Here is a 24,995-nt window from a genome sequence, read left to right on the forward strand (position 1 = left end):
ATGGCGTTAGATTCTAAAATACCTGAAGGTCCTATTGCAAGTAAATGGACTGACTATAAAAACCACATAAACCTGGTAAACCCTGCCAACAAGCGTAACATAGACGTTATTGTTGTGGGTACGGGCCTTGCCGGTGGCTCTGCTGCAGCAACGCTCGCCGAGCTGGGTTATAATGTAAAAGCATTTTGTTTCCAGGATTCACCACGCCGTGCACACTCAATCGCTGCACAGGGTGGTATAAATGCTGCCAAGAATTACCAGGGTGACGGTGACTCTACCTTCCGCCTTTTCTATGATACTGTAAAAGGGGGCGACTACCGTGCTCGTGAAGCAAACGTACACCGCCTTGCAGAGGTTTCGGCTAATATCATAGACCAGTGTGTGGCCCAGGGCGTACCGTTGGCCCGCGAGTATGGCGGGCTTCTTGACAACCGTTCTTTTGGTGGAACGCTGGTGTCGCGTACATTCTACGCAAAAGGCCAGACAGGCCAGCAGTTGCTGTTGGGTGCATATTCTGCCATGAACCGCCAGATAGGGCGTGGCAAGATACAGATGTACAACCGCCACGAGATGCTGGACCTTGTTATTGTAAACGGTAAAGCACGCGGCATCATAGCGCGTAACCTTGTTACCGGTGAGCTTGAAAGGCATTCGGCTCACGCTGTAGTGCTTGGTACCGGTGGATACGGTAACGTGTTCTTCTTATCAACTAACGCAATGGGCAGTAACGTAACTGCCGCATGGAAAATACATAAAAAGGGCGCATATTTTGCTAACCCTTGCTATACGCAGATTCACCCGACGTGTATCCCTGTTTCGGGCGACCACCAGAGTAAGCTTACACTGATGTCGGAATCGCTTCGTAATGACGGGCGTATATGGGTGCCTAAAAACCTTGAGGATGCAAAGGCAATCCGCGAAGGACGTAAAAAACCTACCGACCTTTCTGAAGAAGAGAGGGATTACTATCTTGAGAGAAGGTACCCTTCATTTGGTAACCTTGTTCCGAGGGATGTTGCCTCACGCGCTGCCAAAGAGCGTTGTGATGCAGGGTATGGCGTGAACAAGACAGGTGAGGCAGTTTACCTTGACTTTGCTTCGGCAATCATCCGTTATGGTAAGGAGCAGGCAAAAATAAAAGGCCTTAATACTGAGGACGAAGCTCTTGTGAAAAAGCTTGGTACAGAAGTTATAGAGAACAAATACGGTAATCTTTTCCAGATGTATGAAAAGATTGTGGACGAGAACCCGTATGTAACCCCTATGATGATTTACCCTGCGGTTCACTATACTATGGGCGGTATCTGGGTTGACTACAACCTTATGACTACCATTGAAGGCTGCTACGCTATTGGTGAGGCAAACTTCTCAGACCACGGCGCAAACAGGCTTGGCGCTTCAGCGCTTATGCAGGGCCTTGCTGACGGTTACTTTGTACTGCCGTACACAATTGGCGACTATCTTGCGAAAGATATCCGTACAGGAAAAATATCTACAGACCTTCCTGAATTTGAAGAAGCTGAAAACAACGTAAGGGCACAGCTTGAGCGTTTCATCAACAACAAGGGTACGCATACGGTTGACCATTTCCATAAGCGCCTTGGCAAGATCATGTGGGATAAGGTAGGTATGGCGCGTAATGCTCAGGGACTTACTGAAGCCATTGGAGAAATTGCCGCACTTCGCGAAGAATTCTACCGCGATGTGAAAGTGCCGGGTGATATGTACAGCTTTAACCAGGAACTGGAGAAGGCAATGCGTGTGGCCGACTTCCTTGAACTTGGCGAGCTTTTTGCGAAAGATGCACTGCACAGGAACGAATCTTGCGGCGGACACTTCCGTGAAGAGTATCAAACAGAAGAAGGTGAAGCACAGCGTGATGACGAAAACTTTGCATATGTTGCAGCATGGGAATACCGCGGCAAACCAAGCGAAGCAGTTCTGCATAAAGAACCGCTTGTGTTTGATAATGTGAAACTGGTACAACGTAGTTATAAATAAGATTTTCGATTGAGTAAGAGCTTGTCTTAATACTCAATACTTAATACTCAATACTGAAGTTATGAATTTGACTTTAAAAATATGGCGCCAGAAAGACGCCAGGGATAAAGGAAGAATGGTTGATTATAAAATCAGCGATGTTTCCGGCGACATGTCATTCCTTGAAATGCTTGACGTGTTGAATGAAGACCTGAACAATAAAGGCGAAGACCCGATAGCGTTTGACCATGACTGCCGCGAGGGTATTTGCGGTATGTGTTCGCTTTTCATTAACGGCGAAGCGCACGGCCCGGACAGGGGCGTGACGACCTGCCAGCTGCACATGCGCAAATTTAAAGATGGCGATACTATTTATATTGAGCCTTTCCGCGCTAAGGCATTCCCTGTAATAAAAGACCTTGTTGTTGACAGGAGTTCTTTTGACAGGATACAGCAGGCGGGCGGTTTCATCTCGGTAAATACATCAGGCAACACCATTGATGCAAACGCAATCCCAATCAAGAAACATGATGCTGACCGTTCGTTTGACGCGGCTACGTGTATTGGCTGCGGTGCGTGTGTTGCGAGCTGTAAGAATGCTTCTGCAATGCTGTTTGTTTCTGCTAAGGTGTCTCAGTTTGCATTGCTTCCGCAAGGTAAGGTTGAAGCAACACAACGCGTACTGAACATGGTAAACAAAATGGACGAAGAAGGCTTTGGTAACTGTACCAATACCGGCGCATGTGAAGTGGAATGCCCTAAAGGTATTTCTCTTGAAAATATAGCGCGCATGAACAGGGAATACCTTTTTGCCAGCGTGAAATAATCACTGCAAATTATTATATAGAACGCACCTTTCGGGGTGCGTTTTGTTTTTTATACCTTTATATAAATTAATGCCATGAAAATATCCCTTATTCAAACCGCACTTGCCTGGGAGAACCCTGTTGAGAACAAAAATCACTTCACCCAACTTATCGATACTATACATGAGACTGACCTGATCATTCTCCCGGAGATGTTCTCAACCGGTTTCACCATGAATGCTGCAGCTGTTGCAGAGCCAATGGACAGCGAGACAGTTACCTGGATGAAGCAGCTATCGGCTGAAAAGAATTGCGCCGTTACAGGCAGCGTGGTTATTGAAGAGGATGGTAAGTATTACAACAGGTTGCTGTTTGTAGAGCCTGGCGGTACAATTCGCACCTATGACAAGCGCCACCTTTTCACGCTTGCCGGTGAAAACAAAACTTACACAAAAGGAGTCAACAGAACGATAATAGAATACCGTGGCTGGAAAATTTGCCCGCTGGTGTGCTATGACCTCCGCTTCCCGGTTTTCTCTCGTAATACGGAAGATTATGACCTGTTGCTATACGTGGCCAACTGGCCTGAACCGCGCATTGCTGCATGGGATGTTTTATTAAAAGCACGCGCTATCGAAAATATGTGTTACGTGGCAGGAGTAAACAGGATCGGCCAGGATAACAATGGGCACAACTACCCGGGGCATTCGGTTGTTATAGATTATCTTGGGCATGCACTGGGTGAAGCGCACGAAGAAGAGATGGTGCTGACAATTGTGCTACGCAAAGATTTACTGAATGATACCCGTGAAAAATTCGGCTTCCTTAATGACCGCGACAGCTTTAACCTCCTAAGTTAAAAGGCTGCTCAACATCCCAGTTGGCACGTACATCTATCAGGTCGTCTTTGCCGTTGGTATAGTAAATCACTTCTTCCGGCTGGCGTTTTTGCAGGTAATCGCCTGTGTCCCACTCTCTGTTCTTATTGTCGTCATAAATTACCCGCAGCATGTATTTATCGGGCTTAATGGCATCAAAGTTTATCTGTGTCTGGCCTTCAGAATAATATTCGGCCTGCACATCTCCTTTAGCATTAGTTATCTGCAATATCAGCGGAAAACGGTTAACATTTTCAAGAGATATCCGCAGGTTACCGTAATCGGCATAAGTAAGGGTTCTTAACTTATAACTCAGCGTGTCATTTTCTTTTCCGTAAAAGTCGCGCATTGCACCCGGCATCAGCATAAAGGTATAGGCCTGCTCTTCTTCCTTCACAAAATCAAATTCCAGCTTTTGCTCATAATCATTATATCTCGTTGTGAATGCTACTGCTGACGAATCTTTTTTAATAAGGCTAATTTTAGAATTGTCTATATTTACCAGTGGCGTAGATAAACTTAAGGTAAATTTTTCCCTGAAATTGAGTCCCCCGCTTTGCAATGCCCTCACAGATAGCGAGTCTATTGTTTTCAGTTCTTTTATTCTTACGGTAAAGTCTTTCATGTCATCACCCTTGCCGGCGCTTACAAGTAGTGAGTCTGCTTTTATATCACGCGGAATCCAAAGGCGCAGTGAGTCCCTGTCCTCAACTTTTGTCAGTACGGATGGTAAAATTTCTGACCCGTTCCTTACCGTGGCTTTAGTTCCGCGCGGGTCGCCTTCATAGGGTACAAACAGCTTGTTCTGTGAAGCCTGCAGAGGCTTTAGCACTTTAAAAGGGCGTACTTCACTAAACAAATCCAGCACATATAGCGTATCCGTTGGTATCGTTATCGGCTTAGGCAAAAAACCGATCTTATCATTCTTTGGGTCAAACCTGTAGTTGCTGTTCTTGTCCTTAATCGCAACAAGAAAATATTTGCCTTCCTTAAGGTTTTGCAGGGAATAATCAACTACACTGTCTAGCGTATTGGTTACATACCGTGGTTTTTCTTTATAAATGGTAGAGTCGTTAAATTTTTCATTCGCCTCATACAACATTACGCTCACAAAATCATCGGTTTCTTTAGAGTAGGCGTCACGTATGCGGCCATTTAGGGTAAGTGAGTCAATATAGGCGCCGGTAGAGAACACAAACTTAAACTGCGAGTACGGATTGCCTTCGTTATTATCGGTGATACTCTGACCGAAATTAAAAGCATAAGTAGTGTTGGGTTGCAGAGTATCTTTAATCTTAATATTGATGTACTTGCTCGCACTGCCTGTTGGCACAATATCCGGTGCAGTGTTCATGGGCGGCGAAATAATAAGCTGCTTGTTTACATCTTTTATCTTAATGTATTCATTAAAATCAATCCTTATTTGATTACCTGTAAAATTAGTGGTCATGTTTTCAGGACTGCTGCTCAGGATGTAGGGCGGAATGGTATCTTTCGGCCCTCCGGTAATAGAACCCTTTTAGCACACCCGGTAACGGCAAGAGCAATTAAAACTATGTAAATCAGAAATTTATTCTTCAGCATCTTAAAATCATTGGCACCACAAAATAACAATTATATTCAGTGGAAATAAAATGTTTTGTTGTAAAAGTTACTGCGCGTAAGCTATAGTTACTATGCTTAGGCGGGCATTTGGTATTTTCAGCAAAGCCTTTCCGCACGCTTCCAGGGTTGCACCCGTGGTTATAACGTCATCAACAAGTAAAAAGTGTTTACCCCGGTGCTCTTCTGCGGAAGCGGCATCAAATGCCGACCCGATAATTTCCGCCCGCGCTGCCAGGTTTTTCTTTGTCTGCGTTTTGTTGTAGGTAACGCGTTGCAGGATATCTTCACTGTAGTTGCACCCCAAGCCTTCGGCAATTGCCTTTCCGAAACCGGCTACCTGGTTATAACCACGCTCGCGAAGTTTACGTTTGTGCAAGGGGACTGGTATCACAAAGTCGACATCTTTCAGTTCATTAATCGTCTTAAGGTCATAGCCATACCATTCGCCCATAAGCTGCCCAACATCTTTCTGTCCTCGGTATTTCAGGTTATGTATAAGCTGCTGCACCATGCCTTCTTTTTGGAAATACAATAATGACGAAGCATGCTGTAACGGCAGCCGCGCGTGAAACTTACGGTAAGTTTCATTGTCGGGGTTTAAGTGATGTCGGGTAAAAGGCATATCATGTCGGCAGGCAATGCACACGACATCTTCGCCTTCCTGCAATATCTCATTACAGCCGCAGCATCCTTTGGGGAACAATAAGTCAACCAGGCTTTTAAGCATGATTTTTAAGAAAAATGTAATTATTGTGATTTGGGCGAAGATATAAAAAGGTCAGGATAGATTTACAAACTGTTTTTATATTTTTGCAGCATGGCAAAACAAGAAGACCTTTTTAAGAATGTGCTTTCGCACGCGAAGGAATACGGGTTTGTATTCCAGTCAAGTGAAATTTATGATGGCCTCAGCGCGGTATATGATTACGGGCAGAACGGGGCAGAACTGAAGAAGAACATCCGTGACTACTGGTGGAAATCAATGGTGCAGATGCATGAGAACATTGTAGGTATTGATGCTGCAATCTTTATGCACCCGACAACGTGGAAAGCTTCAGGGCATGTTGATGCCTTTAACGACCCGCTTATTGATAATAAAGACAGCAAGAAGCGCTTCAGGGCAGACGTTCTTATTGAGGATTATGCTGAAAAGCTGAACCAAAAAGCGCAAAAGGAAATAGAGAAAGCACGTGCACGTTTTGGCGATGCATTCAATGAAGATGAATTTAAAGCTACAAATGCCCGCACGAAAGAATATCTGGAGAAGAAAGATCAGATATTGCAGCGCATGGCCCGCTCACTTGAAACAGAGAACCTTGCCGATGTAAAGGCTTTAATTGAAGAGCTTGAGATAGCCGATCCGGATACTGGTTCAAGGAACTGGACTGACGTTAAGCAGTTTAACCTGATGTTTGGCACCAAACTGGGCGCTGACGCTGCCAATGCAATGGACCTGTACCTTCGCCCGGAAACGGCGCAGGGTATTTTTGTAAACTTCCTGAACGTGCAGAAAACCGGACGTATGAAAGTGCCTTTTGGTATTGCCCAAACAGGTAAGGCCTTCCGTAATGAGATAGTAGCCAGGCAGTTCATCTTCCGTATGCGTGAGTTTGAACAGATGGAGATGCAATTCTTCGTTCGCCCGGGTGAGGAAATGAAATACTACGAATACTGGAAAGATACAAGGTTGAAATGGCACCTGTCGCTTGGGCTTGGCAAGGAAAACTACCGTTTCCACGACCACGAAAAACTGGCACATTATGCCAATGCCGCTGCCGATATCGAGTTTAATTTCCCGTTCGGTTTTAAAGAGCTTGAGGGCATTCACTCGCGTACCGACTTTGACCTTAAAGCGCATGAGCAATTCTCCGGCAAAAAGCTGCAATATTTTGATGCTGAACTGAATGAAAATTATGTACCGTATGTAGTGGAGACTTCGGTAGGGCTTGACAGGATGTTCCTGGCTATATTCTCAACATCGCTGAAGGAAGAAACACTTGAGGATGGCTCTACACGTACCGTGCTTAGCTTACCGTCAGTATTGGCGCCGACGAAAGCTGCTGTGCTTCCACTGGTGAAGAAAGACGGATTGCCGGAAGTAGCCCGCCAGATCATTGACGACCTTAAATGGGACTTCAACGTAGCTTATGATGAGAAAGATGCCGTTGGCCGCCGTTACCGCAGGCAGGATGCGCTGGGTACACCGTTTTGCATAACCGTTGACCACCAGACACTTGAAGACCAAACGGTAACCATACGCCACCGCGACAGCATGAAGCAGGACAGGGTTAAAATCTCAGAATTGCGAGGAATTATTAATGAAGAAGTTTCCGTAAGGAACTGGCTCCAGAAAATGAATTAATACAAAAGGCTCCTGAACGGGAGCCTTTATTTGCAATACCATGAATTATAGGATATTATTCTTGATGGCTTTTTTAAGCCTTAACGCCTTTGCACAAAATGTAATTGAGTATAGAGGCGAGAAAATCAATGCATTAGATGAGCAGGGAAAACCGGACGGTATCTGGAAATTATTTGATGAGGAAAATCAGCTTATGATCATTACCGAATTTAAAAAAGGTGTCCTTATTACTCCAACTAAGTATTATAAAAATTCAAGACTTATTGCTATTTACAAATATGAAGATGGATTTGAAATATATAAAGATGATAAAGTTTTTAAAGCACGTTTTCAGCGAAGCCCCGATGGAAGTCGCAGATTGATAGACATTACTGGTAACGATTTGGACGAAGCGGTTGCAAAATATTTTTATGATGCAGGGCAAATAATGCCAATGTTTTATGGTGGTAAAAATGAATTATATTCGTTTATCGGGAATAATGTAAACTATTCAAAAATAAAAAAAAATACAGGTAAAGTAATAATAGGGTTTGTAATTGATGCAATAGGAAAAGTTTCAGAAATTGAAGTTATCGAAAGTTCTAATCCTGAATTAAATGAAGAAGCTAAAAGGGTAATAAGCATCATGCCAAGATGGCAACCTGGTCATCAAGCAGGAGCTTTTGTAAAGTGTAAATACACTATTCCGGTAAATATAAATTAATGTAGCAGATACGACACGCAACTACCCCTCCTCACTCATCGCATTCCAACCCCTCGCCTTAAGAGGGATTGATGTATTAGCCCTGGTAATCAGGTTGATGCCTTCGCTCTCCTGTGTCATGTGGCCTATAACAGTAAAGTTCGGGTTACCTTTTATTTTGTCGAAATCTTCCATTTTTATGGTGAAAAGCAGTTCATAATCCTCTCCGCCGTTAATGGCAACCGTGGTACTGTCAATGTTAAATTCTTCGGTAACATTGATAAACTGCGGGTCTATCGGGATTTTTTCTTCGTAAAGATTACAGCCAACACTGCTTTGTTTGCAAAGATGAATGATCTCTGACGACAGCCCATCACTCACATCAATCATCGACGTAGGCTTGATATCGAGGCCTTTCAGGATGGCTTTTACATCTTTGCGGGCTTCCGGTTTTAACTGGCGCTCAATAAGATACGTGTATGCGTCAAGGTCGGGCTGATTATTCGGATTCACCTGGAAAACCTGTTTTTCACGCTCCAAAACCTGAAGGCCCATATATGCTGAACCTACATCGCCTGTAACTACCAGTAAATCAGTGCTTCCGGCTCCGTTGCGGTAAACTATGTCATCTGCCTCTGCCTCACCTAAAGCCGTAATGCTCAGCAACATACCTTTGGTTGAAGACGTCGTATCACCCCCAATGATGTCAACGCCGTAAACTTTCGCGGCCAATTTTATTCCGTCGTACAATTCTTCAAGGGCTTCAACCGGGAAACGGTTGGAAACTGCAATCGAAACCGTAATGTGGGTAGGGGTGGCATTCATGGCACAAATGTCGCTGATGTTCACCACTACTGCTTTGTAACCCAAGTGTTTAAGCGGCATATAGGCAAGGTCGAAGTGCACGCCCTCAATCAATAAATCAGTACTTATGACAGTTTTTTTGTCTTTGAAGTCTAAAACCGCAGCATCATCGCCGATGCCTTTGATGGTTGACGGCTGACTAATCTCTATCTGCTTGGTTAGGTGGTCAATAAGTCCGAATTCACCCAAGTTGGAAAGGCTGGTACGGGGCTGGTTTTTATCTTCAATCATGATTTTTCGTTGCAAATTTCAAAGTGGTAAAGTTACGAACTTTCGGCGGTGAAATTTACCTTGCACTCTTTTAAAGGTGGGGTGCAGGAACCAATTTCCTTTAACAAGTCTTTAACATTTCCAGATTTGATAGAAAAATACCCCTGCGCGAGGGGTAAATTTTTTAAGCTTTCTTTTTCGGGGCAACCGTTTTTTTCACAATCGTGTGCGAGGCATAATTCGGCTTCATCACAAAACCTTCCTGGCCGTTGTATTTCACTTTTTTTACATCGCGGTTTCCGGCAAGCATCACTTCGGTATTGCCGGGAATGGTAGCAATCTTTTCTTTAGCGCTGCGGTCTTTGTACATCGGCGTTGCGTCAACAATCGTGGCAGGTTCATAGCTTGCGCACGAAAACGCCAGCGGGGCAAACAATAGTAAAGCTATTTTCTTCATGACAGTAGGTTTTTGGTTGTTAAATTAAAATTACGCAACAACCTAAACCTGAAGAACATGTTTAGCAAAAGTTTAGCAATGCAGAATTTTTTAAATTTGGTGAAGGCTGCTGACATACTGTTGTCACAACCCGCCGGTAACTTTGCTTTATAATCTTAAAACCATCAGTTATGAGCACAACACCAATCATCACCAAAGACCAATTACTGAAACATTGGCTGGGCCACCGCGACCTTACCCGACGCGTTATTGAGAAATTCCCTGAGCGTGAATTCTTCGAGTTTTCTGTGGGGGGCATGAGGCCAATGTCCGAACTCACCGCCGAACTTATGGCTGTGGGCCCTGCCGGAATAAAAGCCATCGCGACAAACGATACAACGGCACCCTTTGAGCATGCCGCGTTCAAGACCAAGGCCGAATACCTGGAGCAGTGGGACAAAGACACCGAAACCATAAACCGATACTGGCCTGAGGTGGGCGAGGAGCGCTTCCCGGAGATGTTTAACCTGTTCGGGCAATACAACTTCCCGATTTTGTGGAACATCATGTATTTTATCGATAACGAGATTCACCACCGCGGGCAAGGCTTTGTGTATCTCAGGGCGCTGGGCATAGAGCCACCTTTCTTCTGGGACAGGCCGTAAATAAATAAACCCCGTCAAATAATGGCGGGGGTTTTTATTTAAAAGAAAAAAATCTTATAAATCTTTTGCCACGTTTATTTATTTCGTATCTTTGCAGCATCAAATTAAAGTATTGCAACCATTCTTCGCTAATACTTCTACTCCATACAATCAATTACACATATACTTCGTAAGTTCGGCTGGCGCCTCGTGCCGGTTTATCGGCTTAAAGGTTCTTTGACATATTGGAAATTAAGGTTTGTGGTGATGGATAGGTGCGTGGTGTTGGAGTTAGGCTATAGAAATTTTGCAACTTCGTCCCAATCAAGCATTCTGTTTGGGTCTTGTTTCGCAGCTTCAATTCTGCTCATAACCAGTTGCTGGTGTGCTTTCGGGATGTCAGTCGAATCATCCCAAATAGCATCATTCACCTTAAGTTTGTCTTTTGGTGATAACTGCTTTACAGCTTGAAGAAGCTGGTCAAGGTTTAGCCTGATGTTTAAGTTTACAGAATCCATAATAACAAAGATAACAAAAAGTGTGCTAATTCGTCGTCATACTTCTCTCCATACAATCAGTTACACATTTATTTCGTCAGTTCGGCTGCCGCCTCGTGTCGGTTTATTGGCTTACGGGCTCTTTGACATATTGGAAATAAGATATATAGAATATAAATAAGCCCCTATAATATTATAGGGGCTTATAGATTATAGGATGGATATATTATTCTTCTCTTTTGGTAAGTGCAGATACTTCACTGACCATTTTATTTATTTCTATTCTCTTCAAATTGATAACATCGTTAACTGGAATGCTTTCTATTTGAGAATAACACGTCGCCTTTTCACTACAACAATTACAGTTGTAGTGATTAGATTGCTGTATCTCATTTGATACGCTTAGCCTAATTACTTTAGTCTGCTTTTCGCTGTTATGGTTCATTGGTTTGACGATCTTTTATTCTTTGCGCTGCTTGCGTTTCCAAAACAAACAAGGCCTGCAAAGATATATTATTAATTGGACTTAATGTAGTCTTGACAGTATTCTTACTTAGACTAATTCCTAATTTCTTTCTCGGCCTATTTTGATTAAAAAGTTTAAATATCTGCGTGGTGACACACCATCAAATACTAATAACTGAACTTTAGTTGTGATTTTTTCATCTTCAGTAATAGAGTCGTTATGCAGTTCAGGAGCTTTACTTTTTACATATGGCTCTATATAATAAACTTTTGTTATTCCTGCAGCAATGATGTGACGAGCGCAACTGTGACAAGGATAGGTTGTACAAAAAAGTATTCCACCTTTAATTTTATCACCACTCATATGACCAGCATTGATAATAGCATGCATCTCTGCGTGGACCGATCTTGAGAACTCTATTAAATTTTTTATTCCAGAATTATCCAAAGAACCTTTTATAAAAGTAAGTAACTTATTTTTAACTTCCAAATGTTTTTCATTTTCTATATTATTCCCAATTGGTAAAATTGTATTTAAATCGAGATTTGCTTTAATATCTTCAAGTATATATTTAACCAGTGATGTCTTATTACTATCATTATGGCAATGTCCTATTACATAACATCTATTATCAGTGTCACTATCACAAGTGTATAAATTACCGCCGAACTTTGGAACATCATTCCAACCAGTTGATAATAAACTGCCGTCGCTTGACATTATAGAAGCCCCTACTTGCCGAGATAAGCAGGCAGAATTAACGGCTGCTGATTTTGCCTCGTACATTGCACGCTCTTCTAACGTAGGTGTTTCTATTCCGTATCCAAAAATTAGATTTACATATCTTTGAACTTTCTTTTCCAGTTCTGGTTCTGTATTTTTATCAACGCGTAAAAAGAAATCTGCATTTACAAATACTTCGCGTACCTGTTGACCATATTGATTTGATTCATATTGATCTTTATCAATAAGAGTTTCTGCCTCATCTTGACTTAATTGCTTTGCTGATAAATTTGAGATTCTTTCCTCTTTTGGAGTGTAAATACTCATTAAATAAAAGATGTCTTTATAAACATCCTTGAATGTATTTAATTCACTCATATGTTTAATTGAGTCAATAATATAACACACTCTTCGAGATTTTATTTTGGTACTATCTTCTTGTGTTTTTATATTAAAAAATTCTCTTTTTTCATTGGCGATTTTGGTTATAGCCAAATTTGATAAATAGTCCTCACCAAATTTTTTACGTAAACTATTGCCAGTTTCTATTTTTTGAGCTAATGTTGAAAAGTGTTGTGTTCTACCAATTTGTAAAGATGGCTGAGTGATGAAACCATTTATAAAGTCACTTAATTTTATGTTTTCAATAGTATACTCATATTCCTTAAGACACTTTTCTAATTCGTCTATTACTAATTGTTTTTTTGCGCCTATTTGTGAGCAAATTCCAATTACAATTTCATCAGTAAATGTTTCCTTAACTCTTTGTGACGTACTTCTGTTATCAACTCTTGTGTTGCCGCTTTGATTTAGTTGTAAGGCTTCCATATGGTTTTAAAAATTTATGTTTCAAAAATATAAAAATTTAACACATATACTATAAATCATAAAAAAACCCGACACATTTCTGCGCCGGGTCTATCATCTATTATCTTTAATCTAAGCTAGTCATTAAGCTTCAACACCGCCATAAACGCTTCCTGCGGTATCTCCACGTTGCCCACCTGGCGCATACGTTTCTTACCCTTTTTCTGCTTTTCAAGTAGCTTACGCTTACGCGAAATGTCACCACCATAACACTTAGCCGTAACGTCTTTACGCAGGGCCTTCACCGTTTCGCGCGAAATAACCTTCACGCCAATCGCGGCCTGTATAGGAATGTCAAACTGCTGGCGCGGAATAAGCTCCTTCAGCTTCTCGCACATCTTTTTGCCAATGTTATACGCATTATCCTCGTGTATCAACGCCGAAAGCGCATCAACACCCTGGCCGTTCAGCAGCACGTCAAGGCGTACCAGTTTCGAGGTACGCATCCCGATAGGCGAGTAGTCAAACGACGCATAGCCTTTACTCACCGTCTTCAGCCTGTCATAAAAGTCGAAAACGATCTCCGCCAGCGGCATGTCAAAGGTCAGCTCCACACGCTCGGTAGTCAGGTACGTCTGGTTGGTAATGATACCGCGCTTCTCGATACACAGGCTCATCACGTTGCCCACAAAGTCGGCCTTAGTGATTATGGTAGCCTTAATATACGGCTCCTCCACACGGTCAAGCTTGCTTGGCTCGGGCAGGTCGCTCGGGTTGTTTACGGTAATAGGCGTTTCAGGGTCTTTCTTGGTGTAGGCAAAGTAGCTAACGTTGGGCACGGTAGTAATCACCGTCATGTCAAACTCACGCTCCAGGCGCTCCTGGATGATCTCCATGTGCAGCATCCCCAAAAACCCGCATCGGAAACCAAAGCCCAAAGCCGCCGAACTCTCCGGCGTAAATACCAGCGAGGCATCGTTCAGCTGCAGCTTCTCCATACTGTTGCGCAGTTCTTCGTAGTCTTCAGTATCAACCGGGTAAATACCCGCAAATACCATCGGCTTCACATCCTCAAATCCCGAGATCATATTGGTGGTAGGCGTCTTGGCATCGGTAATCGTGTCACCCACTTTCACCTCGCGCGCCTCTTTAATACCCGAAATGAGGTAGCCCACATCGCCCGTTTTCACTGTCTGCTTCGGAACCTGGTTCAGCTTCAGCGTACCAATTTCGTCAGCAAAATATTCATTGCCGGTCGACATGAATTTTATCTTCTGGCCTTTGCTTATAGAGCCGTTCACCACCCTGAATATAACCTCAATCCCACGGAAAGGGTTGTACACCGAGTCAAAAATCAGCGCCTGCAGCGGCTCATCTTCACTGCCTTTCGGCGGAGGGATACGCTCAATGATGGCCTCAAGTATCTTGTCAACACCAAGCCCTGTCTTGCCTGAAGCCGGAATAATCTCTTCCAGCTTACAGCCTAACAGGTCCACGATATCATCGCTTACCTCTTCAGGATTGGCGCTTGGCAGGTCAATCTTATTCAGTACGGGGATAATCTCCAGGTCATTTTCCAGCGCCAGGTACAAGTTGCTTATCGTCTGCGCCTGAATGCTCTGCGCCGCATCTACAATAAGCAGTGCGCCCTCACACGCCGCAATCGACCGCGAAACCTCGTATGAGAAATCCACGTGGCCCGGGGTGTCAATCAGGTTCAGTATATATTGCTCGCCCTTATAGGTGTACTCCATCTGTATGGCATGGCTTTTTATAGTAATGCCGCGCTCGCGCTCCAGGGTCCATGTTGTCAAGCAACTGCGCCTGTTGTTCGCGTGCGGTCACAGTCTGCGTAGCGTCAAGCAGCCTGTCGGCCAGCGTACTCTTACCGTGGTCAATGTGTGCAATAATGCAAAAATTCCGTATATGCTTCATCTTCTTTCTATGTCAATTTTATGTCACTCTTCCAGTCACTGTGAGCTTGTAGAAGAGCGTTTTAATTAGGGCGTGCCGTTCCGCTACCGCTTCACGTCGGGCTTTCCGCGGTGCACGGCACCTTGCTTCAATCCCTCACGCTTGCCCGGCGCGAAAGCTGACGGGCAAGCTTCACTCAGCCGTCATTCAGGAACGTCACCATCCCTTCCGCTTAATCCGCAAATATAGGCAAAGTTAGCGAGTTGCAACACCGTGAAATAACGCGCCTTTAAAATAAAAATGCAGCCAATGACGGCTGCATTTTCGTGGGGATATATATAGAGTTAAAAAACGATCTTTTTATTGATTGTGCCGCTAACTGTGCCTATCTGCACCAGTAGCACCTGGCGGTCGGCAATAATGCCGTCAATTGCTGTGCGCGACCCACCTATGTTACTCGACTGAAGAAGCAGCCTGCCGTTCAGGTCATACACTTTCACATCATTGATTGCCAGGTTGCCTGTATCAATATTCAGGCTGTTGCCATCTTTAAATACAATGATTTGGTTGTTTTCTGGAGAAGGATTTAAAACTGCGAGGGCTGCATTAGTTGTGTAAACAATTTCAAACCTGTTGGCGAAAGTGCCTGCAACTGTGGTAAAGAAGTAAGCCTGCTGGCTGAGATTGGTAAGCGTCCCTGCAACTTTGTCAAAAAGGTAAACGTTCTGGCCATTTAAAAACAATCCGGTCCTGTTAGTGAGGCTTATCGTGAAGTTACCCGCGTATGCTGCTTTGTAATGTAGCGCCGTTACATCATCTGTGCTGAAAGTGCCTTTTGCCTGTACCGCAAGATTAGTGTTTTTTGCAGAGGTGTAAAGTACGGCAGGGCCATCATAAGTAAGCGGAATGTCGTGACTGTCTTCGAAAGCATCGGTCGTTGCAGGAGAATAGCCTATGGCTGTCTGGCAGTAGTTGCCAAGATGGGTAGTCATCTCAACCCATATCCCCGATATATCATTATCCTGTGTCGCGAATGAAACTGCCGGTGCCTGTGCGTTTGTCTTTAAACCAAAAAGCAATAGTGCCACAAGCGTTTTCTGTAGTGTAATTTTCCCTTTCATGCCCTCTTTCTTTTACACTTCAAAGTAAGGACGGGCTTCGCTAAATAATCGTTAACTTTAAGAAACAATTAAATGTTAAATAAAAAGGGCGCAGCTTAACGTTGCGCCCTTTTCTATCTTAGAAATTCTTGTTAGAAAATCACTTTCTTGCTTACGATTGCACCATCTTTAGTGCGAACCTGAAGTATAAGCATTTGCTCCTGCGCTGTAAAGCCTTCAAGTGCTGTTGAACTGCTGTTGATTGCTTTTTTCTCAGTAAGCAGCCTTCCGCGTATATCAAAAACTTTTACGTTGTCAAGGTCATGTCCTTCAGTAGAAACCTTCAGGATGCCGTTGTCTTTAAATGCAACAATTGCTTTATCGTTAAGCTGAGGGTTTGTTGTACCCAAAACCCCGTCGGTTACATAAATTACATCAAAACGATTTTCTGTAACACCTTCACCGGCTGTAAAAGTATAGCTGCCGGCATTCAGGTCTTGTACTGTGTTTGTCTGGTTGTCACGCAGGTAAACATTTTGGCCATCGGCAAACAAACCGTCTTTTTTATGAAGGCTTATAGTATATTGGCCGGCTGTGTTTATCCTGTAATGAAGCGGCACAACATCTGCATCAGCAAACACACCCTTTGCCTGTATCGAAAGGTCTTTTCCTGCACCTTTTGTATATATCGCAGCAACACCATCTGTAAACAATGGCGAGTCATAACCAAAGTCAAACCCATCTGTAGTTGCATTAGAATATCCTACAAGTGTTTGTGCATAAACGCCGGTTGAAGATGTCAGGTTCAGCCATATTCTTGACAATACAACAGGCTGCTGAGTATTACGGAAGAACTGGCTGTTGTTTACCGCCCTTCTCATAGTGTTGTTAAATTCAATATGGTTAGCGCCAACTTTTGTCTGTACGATAAATCCTTGTCCCGGGTTAATTACCCAGTTAGCTTCGTCGCCTTCAATAAATCCTGCACCAACGTTACCGCCTTCAGCACCATTCTCCACATAACCTGCCTTATTAATGGCCGTGTAGCTGGTGTTGTTGTTATTGTTTTTCTTTCTCCAGAAATATAGTGTACCTGTTTCAAGCACATCATTGTTAGGAGCGCTGTTTGCATCAATAAAACTATGAATGTTGATGGTTGAAGGGTAAGGATTACCTACACCATTATACCCATAATTTGATATCGCCACAGGGCTTTGAGGTGTCCATTCATGAACTACAGGTATATGTATTATACCATTGTTAGGCACACCGGTAAATTGCTGGTTTAATGTAATAGCGGTTGTGCCTGCATTATACCCTGGTGTTGAGTTGCCGTTTGGCATACGTATAAGGTAAGCAACACCTTTTGTAAATGTTGTGGTTGACTGTGCGCTAAGATTTGGAACTTTCATATACAGCCTTGCAGAGTCACGGTAAGTATAAAAACGATCCGGTAATGTAAGCGGTGAGAACTGGAACAGTTTCTGGCCGGTAACAGGTGATGACCACAATGTATAGTCTTGCCTGTACAGCTGGCTGCTGTTGCGTTTAACGTTAATATTACCCGTGTTGTTGCTGCTGTTCTCTGTTATCTGTACAAGGTTTGCCCTGTTGTTTACAATCATGTTTCCTGTAGAAGCTACTGCAATACCGTCCTGCACCGTAATATTCCTCATGATGTTTATGGTAAGTATGGCACCTGCCTGTATGTCAAGAGTTTTGGCGTAAGCCATAATGTTTTGCGAAACTATTGGCTGGTTGGTTTGCTGCGGTATTATAGCATTGTCAACAAGAGTTGGTATTGCATTACAAGACCAGTTGGCAGGATTATGCCAGTCACTGCTCACGCTTCCGTTCCAGATAAAGTTATTGTTCCTTGATACTGTAACAACGTTTGATGCTGATGCGCATGAGCCGCTTGTTACCTGTGCCCTGTAATAAGTAGTGCTGTTCATAGCAGCTGTAGTGTAGCTGGCCGATGTAGCACCGGTACCTCCGGTTACATTAACCCAGTTGGTAAGACCGTCAGAAGACTGTTGCCACTGTATGTTGCCTGAATGGCCAGATAAGCTAAGTGTAGTTGTAACACCCGGGCACAATGATGTGCTGCCCGAAGCAGTACCTGTTGTAACGCTGCTAACACTCACAGTAATAACTCCTGATGTAACGCTGCATGCGCCGTTTGTTACCTGTGCCCTATAGTACGTAGTGGCTGTCAATGCGCCGGTTGTATAGCTCGCTGTTGTTGCGCCGCTGCCACCGGTTACACTTGTCCAGTTAGTTAATCCGTCTGCCGACTGTTGCCATTGTATATTGCCCACTGTACCACTTACACTAACTGTGGCAGTATTACCACTACAAATTGCTTGGTTGCTTCCTGCAGTACCTGCAGAAATATTAGTTACTGTTACGGTTATCACGTTTGATTCTGCCGTGCAAGACCCATTTGTAAGCTGTGCCCTGTAATAAGTTGTTGAGGTTAGTGCAGCAGTGGTGTAATTTGCAGTTGTAGCACCGCTTCCGCCAGTAACAGTAGCCCAGCCTGTGGTGCCGTTCGCACTCTGTTGCCACTGTATAGAACCTGTATTGCCCGAAAGCGAAAGATTAGCTGTACTGCCTGAACAGATGGTAGTTGTACCTGATGCTGTGCCGGCTGTAGGCGTGCTTATGCTCACTGTAATAACGCCTGATGTTACGCTGCATGAGCCGTTTGTAACCAATGCCCTGTAATAGGTTTGTGAAGAAAGTGCGGGTGTAGTATAGCTGGCAGTAGTTGCACCGCTTCCGCCGGTTACGTTTGCCCATCCTGTGCTTCCGTCTGCAGATTGCTGCCATTGTATGCTGCCGGTAGTGCCGCTTACTGTAACGGTTGCTGTACCGCCAGTACACACACTTTGGTTGCTGCCTGCTGTACCTGCTGATATTGGAGTAACGGTTACCGTAATGGTCTGAGAATATTCAACACATCCGCCATTTGTGGCACGCAGCCTGTAGTATGATGTAGATGTTAATGCAGGTGTGGTGTAGCTGAGTGTGCTTCCGCCAGTTCCGCTTGTAGTATTAACCCAGTTAGATACACCGTCGGGAGACTGCTGCCAGCGTGGTGTTCCTGTAACACCGGTTGCAGAAAGTACAGTTGAATTACCCGCACAAATAGTACTGCTTGATGATACTGAACCTATTACTGCCGGTGAACTTACGGTTACTGTAGTAACTGCTGATGTAGATGTTGATGAGCATCCTACGGCTGTAACAATAGCCCTATAGTATCTTGTTTGGGTAAGCACACCTGTGGTGTAAACGTCATTGGTAGCCCCAGGTATATCTGTAAAGCTGTTATTGTCAGAAGATACCTGCCATTGTATTGTGCCTGTTGCGCCTGTAAGCCTTACAGTTGTTGATGTACCTGTACAAATACTTTTGTTTGCAGATACTGTTCCTGCTACAGGTCCCGGGTTTACAATAACCTGTATAGGGTCTGAATTTGGGTTTGAACATGCAACTCCTGTTACGATAGTCCTGTAATACGTTGTTGATGTAAGTACGGGTGTTGTATAGGTTTCTGTTGTAGCACCGCTTCCGCCGGTAACATTTACCCATGTTGTACCGTTTGTAGATTGCTGCCACTGTATTGTAGTAGTTGAGCCGGTAACTGAAACCGTAGTTGATGTACCGGTACAGATAACTTTGCTTGATGCTTCAATAACACCGGCTTCAGCTCCTACGCTAACTTTGAGTATATTAGAATAAACCTCGCAAGATGCTGTTTTTACACGCATCCTATAATAAGTGGTTTCTGTTAGCGCAGGTGTAGTATAGGCTACTGTAGTTGAACCTGTACCACCGGTAACTGTGTTCCATCCGCCGATTCCGTCGGTTGACTGCTCCCATAAATAAGTGGGGTTAGTTCCTGTACTTCCTGTATTGCGAAGTGTAACTGTTGTGCCCGAACATATTGCAGTAGTTGTAATGTTGTTGTTAACTCCGGCTGTGCCTCCAATATAAGAGTTTCCGCTGGTTGCCGCTGTGCCTACAGTAAATTTAGCAGCTGTAGATGTTTCTCTCACACAGCCAAGGCCATTATTATCAATTACCACATAATAATATGTAATTCCTGCTGCATTTACAGGCGGTACATAGTAATAATTGGTAGCGCCAGGTATAAGTGTTCCGCCTGTGTTGCTGGCAGTCGTATTAGAGTACCATTGGTAGGTAAGGTTTAAACCATTGGCAATAACTTCCACATAAGGCCCGGTTACATTCAAACATGCAGTGTTATCTATAGGCTGTACTGCAATTATAGTATTTAGATAAGCTTCATTACTTAATACAGAGCCTGCCGCATTGGTAACTTCACATGTGTAGAAGGCAACATCAGAAGCTGATACGTTTGTAATGTTGAGTGTGGCTGTTGTGGCGCCGCTTATATTGCCCCCATTTACAAGCGATACCCCATTTTTCTTCCATTGGTAGGTAAGGTTTATCCCTGTTGCATTTACAGTAAATGAAGTGCTTGTGCCTGTTCCCGTACAAGCTACTACTGATGTTGGTTGAGTATTTATTTTTGGTGATGGGATAAGCATTGAATTTGCATTGTAGGCAATAAATGCAGGATCGCTAATACCGCTCGGCATGATTTTAAAGCCGGCAATACTTTCCATGTTTTCAGCTGTGATTCCAAAATCAGAAAGTTTATAACCTACAAGCCTTATTGGGCGGGTGGTGTTGGTGTTACTTATACCTGCTGAATTGGTAAGAGTGGCAACATCATAAGTAGAGTTGAAAGTAATATTGAAAAGGTCAAGTTTGTAAGTACCGATTGCCGGTATGTTTTGCATGGTAACCGATACCGGGCGGCCCACGATATTACCATTACTATCTACAAAACAATATATGTCATTGTCGCCTGACGTTGGTTCTGCAACCTGAGATACCACAAGGTCAGGTTCACCATCATTTATGCGGCTTTCAGCAATATCACTAACTACAAACTCAAAAATAGAGCTGGTGCTCATATTTGTCATACCTGTTCCAATACCAAGGCCTTTAATACCGTCAATAAGAACATCTTTTGCTTTACGGCCCGCAACTTCAGGTGCTGTGGCTATCGCGCTGCTTGCACTGCCATCCATTTTTGATGCCATTGCGAAATAGTTTGATGCACCTGAACTTGACGGAGTTGTACCTGATATACTGTTTACAGGTAACGCTTTAAAATCCGCAGCCGTATAACTTATGCCTTTTGCTGAAAGCACTGCGTCGGCCACGCCTGTAGAATACGTAATACCTCCATATTCAAGCGCTGTAAGGCTGTGTTGCCTGTCAGGCTGGTTTGCAAGTACAGTTGTAGTGTTGTTACTGGTCCAGTAGCCCTGCCAGTCTGTATAAAGCCTGGAAACCTTTGCATTGTTAACCACGGTATTACTGGGTGCATGGTAAGTAAGTGATGCAACCGGATAGTTTACACTATTCCTCCTGAGGTTTAAGGTTAAACTTGTAGTGGTTGCCGGCGCTGTAACAGTAAATGATGGTACAGCTACAAGAATCTGTGTATTAGTTCTACTGATGAGGGTTGCATCAGTTCCGCTATTGTTGAACCTTACGGTATAGTTGGTAAGGCCCGTTCCGGTAATTGTTATAACCGTGCGGAATGTAACACTGGTGTTAGGAGTAACAACAGTTGTGCCCGGGCTTTGAGCAAATATGCCTATGCTCATAAGCAGCATTAGCACAATAGTCAGGTCAATACGGTGTGTAGCAGAAAGTAAAATTTTCTTCATAGGGGGCAAATTGATTTTAATTGCTGTCTTACAAATTAGATGTTAAAGAGCTTAAATTTTTGCCGCAAAGTAAGAGTATTTTATTCAAACAATTATCATGGCAAAATACATTTTAAGATAGATTTGACATAGACATTAAATTCTTTAAGTAGCCAAAAATGCACTATTTACAAGGTATTTGTAAGCTTGTTGAATATTGTGCAACAGTATTTTCAAGATTTATAACAAAAGTTTGAAATTTTATTAAATCGATTAAATGCAAAAATCATCGTTAAAATGTACTGTTGCTCCAGAATATCTTTTTAAATAACTTCATTTTAAGGCATTACAAGCAATAAGGTGTATTTTAACTTCTTGTTAAATGTCATGATTATAGGTCGTGAAAATCTAAGCAATATTTAAAAACGAAGCAGCCCTGGTGGGGGCTGCTCCTGATTTAGTAATAATTCGTTGGATAAATATTACTGATGCTATTTAAGTATATGTATATACTATCAAACTCAATCTGAAGACAAAACAATGGTAAAATTTTCAAAATTTCATCTCTGATATTTTAATTTCGACGTCTGCAGTAATTTTGACGATGAAATGCAAAATAATACCAAATATGCAATCAGTTTTGATTGTCAGCAATTTGCAGTATTTTTGCGGCAAATTATTTATGATGGTGAAGATTGGCAATATAGAGCTACCTGATTTTCCGCTGCTGCTCGCCCCAATGGAAGATGTAAGCGACCCCCCCTTTCCGCAGGTTGTGCAAAACGCATGGTGCAGACCTTATGTTCAGTGAGTTTATATCAAGCGAAGGCCTTATACGCGATGCGATAAAAAGCCGCCAGAAGCTCGATATTTTTGATTATGAGAGGCCTGTGGGCATACAGATCTTTGGCGGAGATGAAGAGGCTATGGCCATGAGCGCCCGTATTGTGGAAACTGTAAACCCCGATCTTCTAGACATCAACTTTGGCTGCCCGGTAAAAAAAGTGGTATGCAAAGGCGCCGGTGCAGGCGTGCTTAAAGATATTGACCTTATGGTGCGCCTTACCAAAGCAGTGGTAAACAGTACAAACCTCCCGGTAACGGTAAAGACCCGCCTGGGCTGGGATGAAGATTCCATAAATATTGATGAAGTTGCCGAAAGGCTGCAGGATGTAGGCATAAAAGCACTTACAATACATGGCCGCACACGTGCACAGATGTACAAAGGCGAAGCCGACTGGTCCAACATTGCCCGGGTAAAGAACAACCCGCGCATACATATACCAATTTTCGGGAATGGCGATATAGACAGTCCTGAGAAGGCGCTTGACTATAAAAACAGGTACGGGCTTGACGGTATTATGATAGGCCGTGCTGCCATAGGTTACCCATGGATATTTAATGAGATTAAGCACTTTTTTGAAACAGGCCAACATTTGCCTGCCCCAACTATTGAAGACAGGGTAGAGGCAGCCCGCAACCACCTTAAATGGTCTATTGAATGGAAAGGTGAGCGTGTGGGTGTTTTTGAAACCCGCCGCCATTACACAAATTATTTTAAAGGAATCCCTAATTTTAAAGAATACCGCCAGCGCATGGTAACGCATGATGCCGCCGATGATGTATATGCGGTAATGGACGAGGTATTAGAAAAATTTGCAGATTACAAACACGCATAAAAAAACCGGCAGCTGCCGGTTTTTTATTCTGTGATGCCGAAAGGCGTACCTGTAATAGTTTTAGTAAACCAATTATTTTCTGACGGAACAGAACCTCCGGGAAAAGATGCGCCGAAAGCATAGCCACGGGTTGTGGTTTGTACCAGCACCATACCATTTACCGCCATGATGCGTAAAGGAGTTCCCGTTAGCGGCTGGGTATGCCACATGGTTTCAGAAGAAGAACTGCCACCCGCGTATGCCGGTGCAAAAACGTAAGCATTTGTTGTTGTAAGCACACCTATATACCCGTTTGCTGAGACAATATCTATCACTTCGCCTGATAACGTTTTTGTTGCCCACATATTCTGAGAAGATGTGCTGCCGCCCATGTATGATGGCCCGTAAGCATATGCTGTAGATGATGTAACAATACCTATAACGCCGTTTGTGCCTGTTATTTTTAATGGGGTGCCGGTTAAGGCTTTACTTTTCCAACTATTTTGTGAAGAGGAATTTCCGCCTGAGTATGCCGGCCCAAATACATAAGCATGCGTAGATGTAAGTGCACCAACAGAATATTTACTACCAATAATTGCTAGCGGATTCCCGGAAATAGTTTGTGATTTCCAGCCAGCTTCCGATGATGTACTGCCACCTGTATGTGAAGGTGCAAATACATGTACACCTGTGCTGGTAAGTATTGCTGCAGAGCCGTTATCAAGTGAAACTGATTTTGGGCTTGATTCTGGAGCAATACTTCCCGCAATCATGGCATATGGTACCGAAAGTAGCTGCGAAGTTCCTACAGTTGTATAATCTGTGCCATTATTAATGTCAATTTCAACCTTTATAAATTTTGAATTCTGCCCCCAGTTAATTTGAGAAAAAGTACCGGTAACCGCTACACCCTGGCCGATTGTAAGGGTATACAGTCCCATACTATTTGTTGTAGGGTTGTGGGTTTCGGTATACACAGCCGTTCCCATAGCGCTGTTATCAAGTATGCTCAGCCTTACATTTACAGGTGCTGATGCAACGGCTGTACCATTGCTGTTAAGTGCTACAGCCTGATAGCTGAAACCTTGCGGTATCTGTGCAAAAAGTGTTGTTGCAAAAACTAGTGCAAAATATAGGTATATCTTTTTCATGTTAATTTTTTACAATTTTTATTGATTTTATTTTAGTGTCAGGAAAAGTGAGAATGTAAATTCCTGCCGGCAGTGTTGTGATGTTTACAGTGTTTGATGTTACATGAAATTGTGCCTTTGCACCCTTAAGGTCATAAAGCTCTGCTTTGCTCAAATCTACGCTTTCCGGCAGCTCAATTGTTACAAAGTCTTTTGTGGGATTTGGATAGTACTTTACATCACCCGAAACAATATAATCATTCGTGCCCAGCGTACTGAAAAGTATTTGTGATGCTATCGCCACAGTTCCGGCCGATGTATGATTTGGGTTTTGAGGGATTACATAAATTTCACCAACCACATATGCATGCCCTGCAGGGGATAGCGCCGACGCATTAAGCCCTCCTGCATTTTGTGCAAAGACGCCTGATGTTGCAATAAGAAATAAAAAGATGATTTTCTTCATAAAGGATA

Annotated in this window: 16 protein-coding genes and 2 pseudogenes; 7 read left to right on the forward strand and 11 right to left on the reverse strand. The window is 43.3% G+C overall.

The features are described from left to right. The 3 genes from LRS05_RS03540 (at nucleotide 1) to LRS05_RS03550 (ending at nucleotide 3,646) form a co-directional block, all read left to right on the forward strand. Nucleotides 1-2,001, forward strand: a complete 2,001-nt coding sequence (locus LRS05_RS03540; RefSeq protein WP_257867056.1) for a fumarate reductase/succinate dehydrogenase flavoprotein subunit — start codon at nucleotides 1-3, stop codon at nucleotides 1,999-2,001. Between the two features lie 61 nt (nucleotides 2,002-2,062). After that, entirely contained in the window at nucleotides 2,063-2,806 is a 744-nt protein-coding gene (locus tag LRS05_RS03545; RefSeq protein ID WP_257867057.1) for a succinate dehydrogenase/fumarate reductase iron-sulfur subunit, read from the forward strand. A 75-nt stretch (nucleotides 2,807-2,881) separates the two neighbouring features. Continuing rightward, on the forward strand, nucleotides 2,882-3,646 hold the full coding sequence (locus LRS05_RS03550; protein ID WP_257867058.1) for an amidohydrolase: 765 nt from the start codon (nucleotides 2,882-2,884) through the stop codon (nucleotides 3,644-3,646). Here the strand turns inward: LRS05_RS03550 and LRS05_RS03555 are convergent. Both LRS05_RS03555 and LRS05_RS03560 read right to left on the reverse strand, forming a co-directional pair. Further along, nucleotides 3,630-5,114: an Ig-like domain-containing protein gene (locus LRS05_RS03555; RefSeq protein WP_257867059.1), complete on the reverse strand. Its 1,485-nt coding sequence runs from the start codon at nucleotides 5,112-5,114 to the stop codon at nucleotides 3,630-3,632. The genes LRS05_RS03550 and LRS05_RS03555 overlap by 17 nt on opposite strands. A 201-nt stretch (nucleotides 5,115-5,315) precedes the next feature. After that, nucleotides 5,316-5,996 (reverse strand): ComF family protein, encoded by a 681-nt coding sequence (locus LRS05_RS03560; RefSeq protein WP_257867060.1) that lies wholly within the window; start codon nucleotides 5,994-5,996, stop codon nucleotides 5,316-5,318. A 90-nt stretch (nucleotides 5,997-6,086) separates the two neighbouring features. Here LRS05_RS03560 and LRS05_RS03565 point away from each other — a divergent pair, with 90 nt between their 5' ends. Together LRS05_RS03565 and LRS05_RS03570 are read left to right on the forward strand one after the other, a co-directional pair. Beyond that, on the forward strand, nucleotides 6,087-7,631 hold the full coding sequence (locus tag LRS05_RS03565) for a glycine--tRNA ligase (protein WP_257867061.1): 1,545 nt from the start codon (nucleotides 6,087-6,089) through the stop codon (nucleotides 7,629-7,631). A 40-nt stretch (nucleotides 7,632-7,671) separates the two neighbouring features. Further along, the gene (locus LRS05_RS03570; RefSeq protein WP_257867062.1) at nucleotides 7,672-8,334 is read left to right on the forward strand and encodes an energy transducer TonB; all 663 of its coding nucleotides are present in this window, start codon (nucleotides 7,672-7,674) and stop codon (nucleotides 8,332-8,334) included. Nucleotides 8,335-8,355: 21 nt separating this feature from the next. Here the strand turns inward: LRS05_RS03570 and thiL are convergent, their stop codons facing one another. Both thiL and LRS05_RS03580 read right to left on the reverse strand, forming a co-directional pair. After that, complete coding sequence (gene thiL, locus LRS05_RS03575; protein ID WP_257867063.1) at nucleotides 8,356-9,408, reverse strand: thiamine-phosphate kinase; 1,053 nt, start codon at nucleotides 9,406-9,408, stop codon at nucleotides 8,356-8,358. A 163-nt stretch (nucleotides 9,409-9,571) separates the two neighbouring features. After that, on the reverse strand, nucleotides 9,572-9,844 hold the full coding sequence (locus LRS05_RS03580) for a hypothetical protein (protein WP_257867064.1): 273 nt from the start codon (nucleotides 9,842-9,844) through the stop codon (nucleotides 9,572-9,574). Between the two features lie 170 nt (nucleotides 9,845-10,014). On the opposite strand from LRS05_RS03580, the gene LRS05_RS03585 reads away from it, so the two are divergent. Continuing rightward, the gene (locus LRS05_RS03585) at nucleotides 10,015-10,488 is read left to right on the forward strand and encodes a DinB family protein (protein WP_257867065.1); all 474 of its coding nucleotides are present in this window, start codon (nucleotides 10,015-10,017) and stop codon (nucleotides 10,486-10,488) included. A gap of 275 nt (nucleotides 10,489-10,763) precedes the next feature. On the opposite strand, the gene LRS05_RS03590 is transcribed toward LRS05_RS03585, so the two are convergent. The 5 genes and pseudogenes from LRS05_RS03590 to LRS05_RS03610 all read right to left on the reverse strand — a co-directional run bounded on the left by LRS05_RS03590 (nucleotide 10,764) and on the right by LRS05_RS03610 (nucleotide 21,754). Beyond that, nucleotides 10,764-10,985 carry an addiction module protein gene (locus LRS05_RS03590; protein ID WP_257867066.1) on the reverse strand — a complete coding sequence of 74 codons (222 nt, stop codon included), beginning with the start codon at nucleotides 10,983-10,985 and terminating at the stop codon, nucleotides 10,764-10,766. A gap of 544 nt (nucleotides 10,986-11,529) precedes the next feature. Continuing rightward, complete coding sequence (locus LRS05_RS03595) at nucleotides 11,530-12,981, reverse strand: anti-phage dCTP deaminase (RefSeq protein WP_257867067.1); 1,452 nt, start codon at nucleotides 12,979-12,981, stop codon at nucleotides 11,530-11,532. A gap of 116 nt (nucleotides 12,982-13,097) precedes the next feature. Next, nucleotides 13,098-14,895 (reverse strand): annotated as a pseudogene (gene lepA / locus LRS05_RS03600) (translation elongation factor 4). Nucleotides 14,896-15,218: 323 nt separating this feature from the next. Beyond that, nucleotides 15,219-15,995 carry a hypothetical protein gene (locus LRS05_RS03605; RefSeq protein ID WP_257867068.1) on the reverse strand — a complete coding sequence of 259 codons (777 nt, stop codon included), beginning with the start codon at nucleotides 15,993-15,995 and terminating at the stop codon, nucleotides 15,219-15,221. 131 nt (nucleotides 15,996-16,126) lie between these two features. Continuing rightward, nucleotides 16,127-21,754 carry a T9SS sorting signal type C domain-containing protein gene (locus LRS05_RS03610; RefSeq protein ID WP_257867069.1) on the reverse strand — a complete coding sequence of 1,876 codons (5,628 nt, stop codon included), beginning with the start codon at nucleotides 21,752-21,754 and terminating at the stop codon, nucleotides 16,127-16,129. Between the two features lie 664 nt (nucleotides 21,755-22,418). On the opposite strand from LRS05_RS03610, the pseudogene dusB reads away from it, so the two are divergent. Next, a pseudogene (gene dusB, locus LRS05_RS03615) lies at nucleotides 22,419-23,412 on the forward strand (tRNA dihydrouridine synthase DusB). A 23-nt stretch (nucleotides 23,413-23,435) separates the two neighbouring features. Here dusB and LRS05_RS03620 read toward each other — a convergent pair. Next, nucleotides 23,436-24,542, reverse strand: a complete 1,107-nt coding sequence (locus LRS05_RS03620; protein WP_257867070.1) for a hypothetical protein — start codon at nucleotides 24,540-24,542, stop codon at nucleotides 23,436-23,438. A 1-nt stretch (nucleotide 24,543) separates the two neighbouring features. Then, complete coding sequence (locus LRS05_RS03625) at nucleotides 24,544-24,987, reverse strand: T9SS type A sorting domain-containing protein (protein ID WP_257867071.1); 444 nt, start codon at nucleotides 24,985-24,987, stop codon at nucleotides 24,544-24,546. Nucleotides 24,988-24,995: the final 8 nt, after the last annotated feature.

Source organism: Flavobacterium sp. J372 (genome assembly GCF_024699965.1).
Classification (GTDB): Bacteria; Bacteroidota; Bacteroidia; order Flavobacteriales; family Flavobacteriaceae; genus Flavobacterium.

Excerpts from the sequence above, each read along its gene's own strand:
- LRS05_RS03540 (WP_257867056.1), top strand. The coding sequence starts at position 1 with ATGGCGTTAGATTCTAAAATACCTGAAGGTCCTATTGCAAGTAAATGG.
- LRS05_RS03545 (WP_257867057.1), top strand. The coding sequence starts at position 2,063 with ATGAATTTGACTTTAAAAATATGGCGCCAGAAAGACGCCAGGGATAAA.
- LRS05_RS03550 (WP_257867058.1), top strand. The coding sequence starts at position 2,882 with ATGAAAATATCCCTTATTCAAACCGCACTTGCCTGGGAGAACCCTGTT.
- LRS05_RS03555 (WP_257867059.1), bottom strand. The coding sequence starts at position 5,114 with ATGACCACTAATTTTACAGGTAATCAAATAAGGATTGATTTTAATGAA.
- LRS05_RS03560 (WP_257867060.1), bottom strand. The coding sequence starts at position 5,996 with ATGCTTAAAAGCCTGGTTGACTTATTGTTCCCCAAAGGATGCTGCGGC.
- LRS05_RS03565 (WP_257867061.1), top strand. The coding sequence starts at position 6,087 with ATGGCAAAACAAGAAGACCTTTTTAAGAATGTGCTTTCGCACGCGAAG.
- LRS05_RS03570 (WP_257867062.1), top strand. The coding sequence starts at position 7,672 with ATGAATTATAGGATATTATTCTTGATGGCTTTTTTAAGCCTTAACGCC.
- thiL (WP_257867063.1), bottom strand. The coding sequence starts at position 9,408 with ATGATTGAAGATAAAAACCAGCCCCGTACCAGCCTTTCCAACTTGGGT.
- LRS05_RS03580 (WP_257867064.1), bottom strand. The coding sequence starts at position 9,844 with ATGAAGAAAATAGCTTTACTATTGTTTGCCCCGCTGGCGTTTTCGTGC.
- LRS05_RS03585 (WP_257867065.1), top strand. The coding sequence starts at position 10,015 with ATGAGCACAACACCAATCATCACCAAAGACCAATTACTGAAACATTGG.
- LRS05_RS03590 (WP_257867066.1), bottom strand. The coding sequence starts at position 10,985 with ATGGATTCTGTAAACTTAAACATCAGGCTAAACCTTGACCAGCTTCTT.
- LRS05_RS03595 (WP_257867067.1), bottom strand. The coding sequence starts at position 12,981 with ATGGAAGCCTTACAACTAAATCAAAGCGGCAACACAAGAGTTGATAAC.
- LRS05_RS03605 (WP_257867068.1), bottom strand. The coding sequence starts at position 15,995 with ATGAAAGGGAAAATTACACTACAGAAAACGCTTGTGGCACTATTGCTT.
- LRS05_RS03610 (WP_257867069.1), bottom strand. The coding sequence starts at position 21,754 with ATGAAGAAAATTTTACTTTCTGCTACACACCGTATTGACCTGACTATT.
- LRS05_RS03620 (WP_257867070.1), bottom strand. The coding sequence starts at position 24,542 with ATGAAAAAGATATACCTATATTTTGCACTAGTTTTTGCAACAACACTT.
- LRS05_RS03625 (WP_257867071.1), bottom strand. The coding sequence starts at position 24,987 with ATGAAGAAAATCATCTTTTTATTTCTTATTGCAACATCAGGCGTCTTT.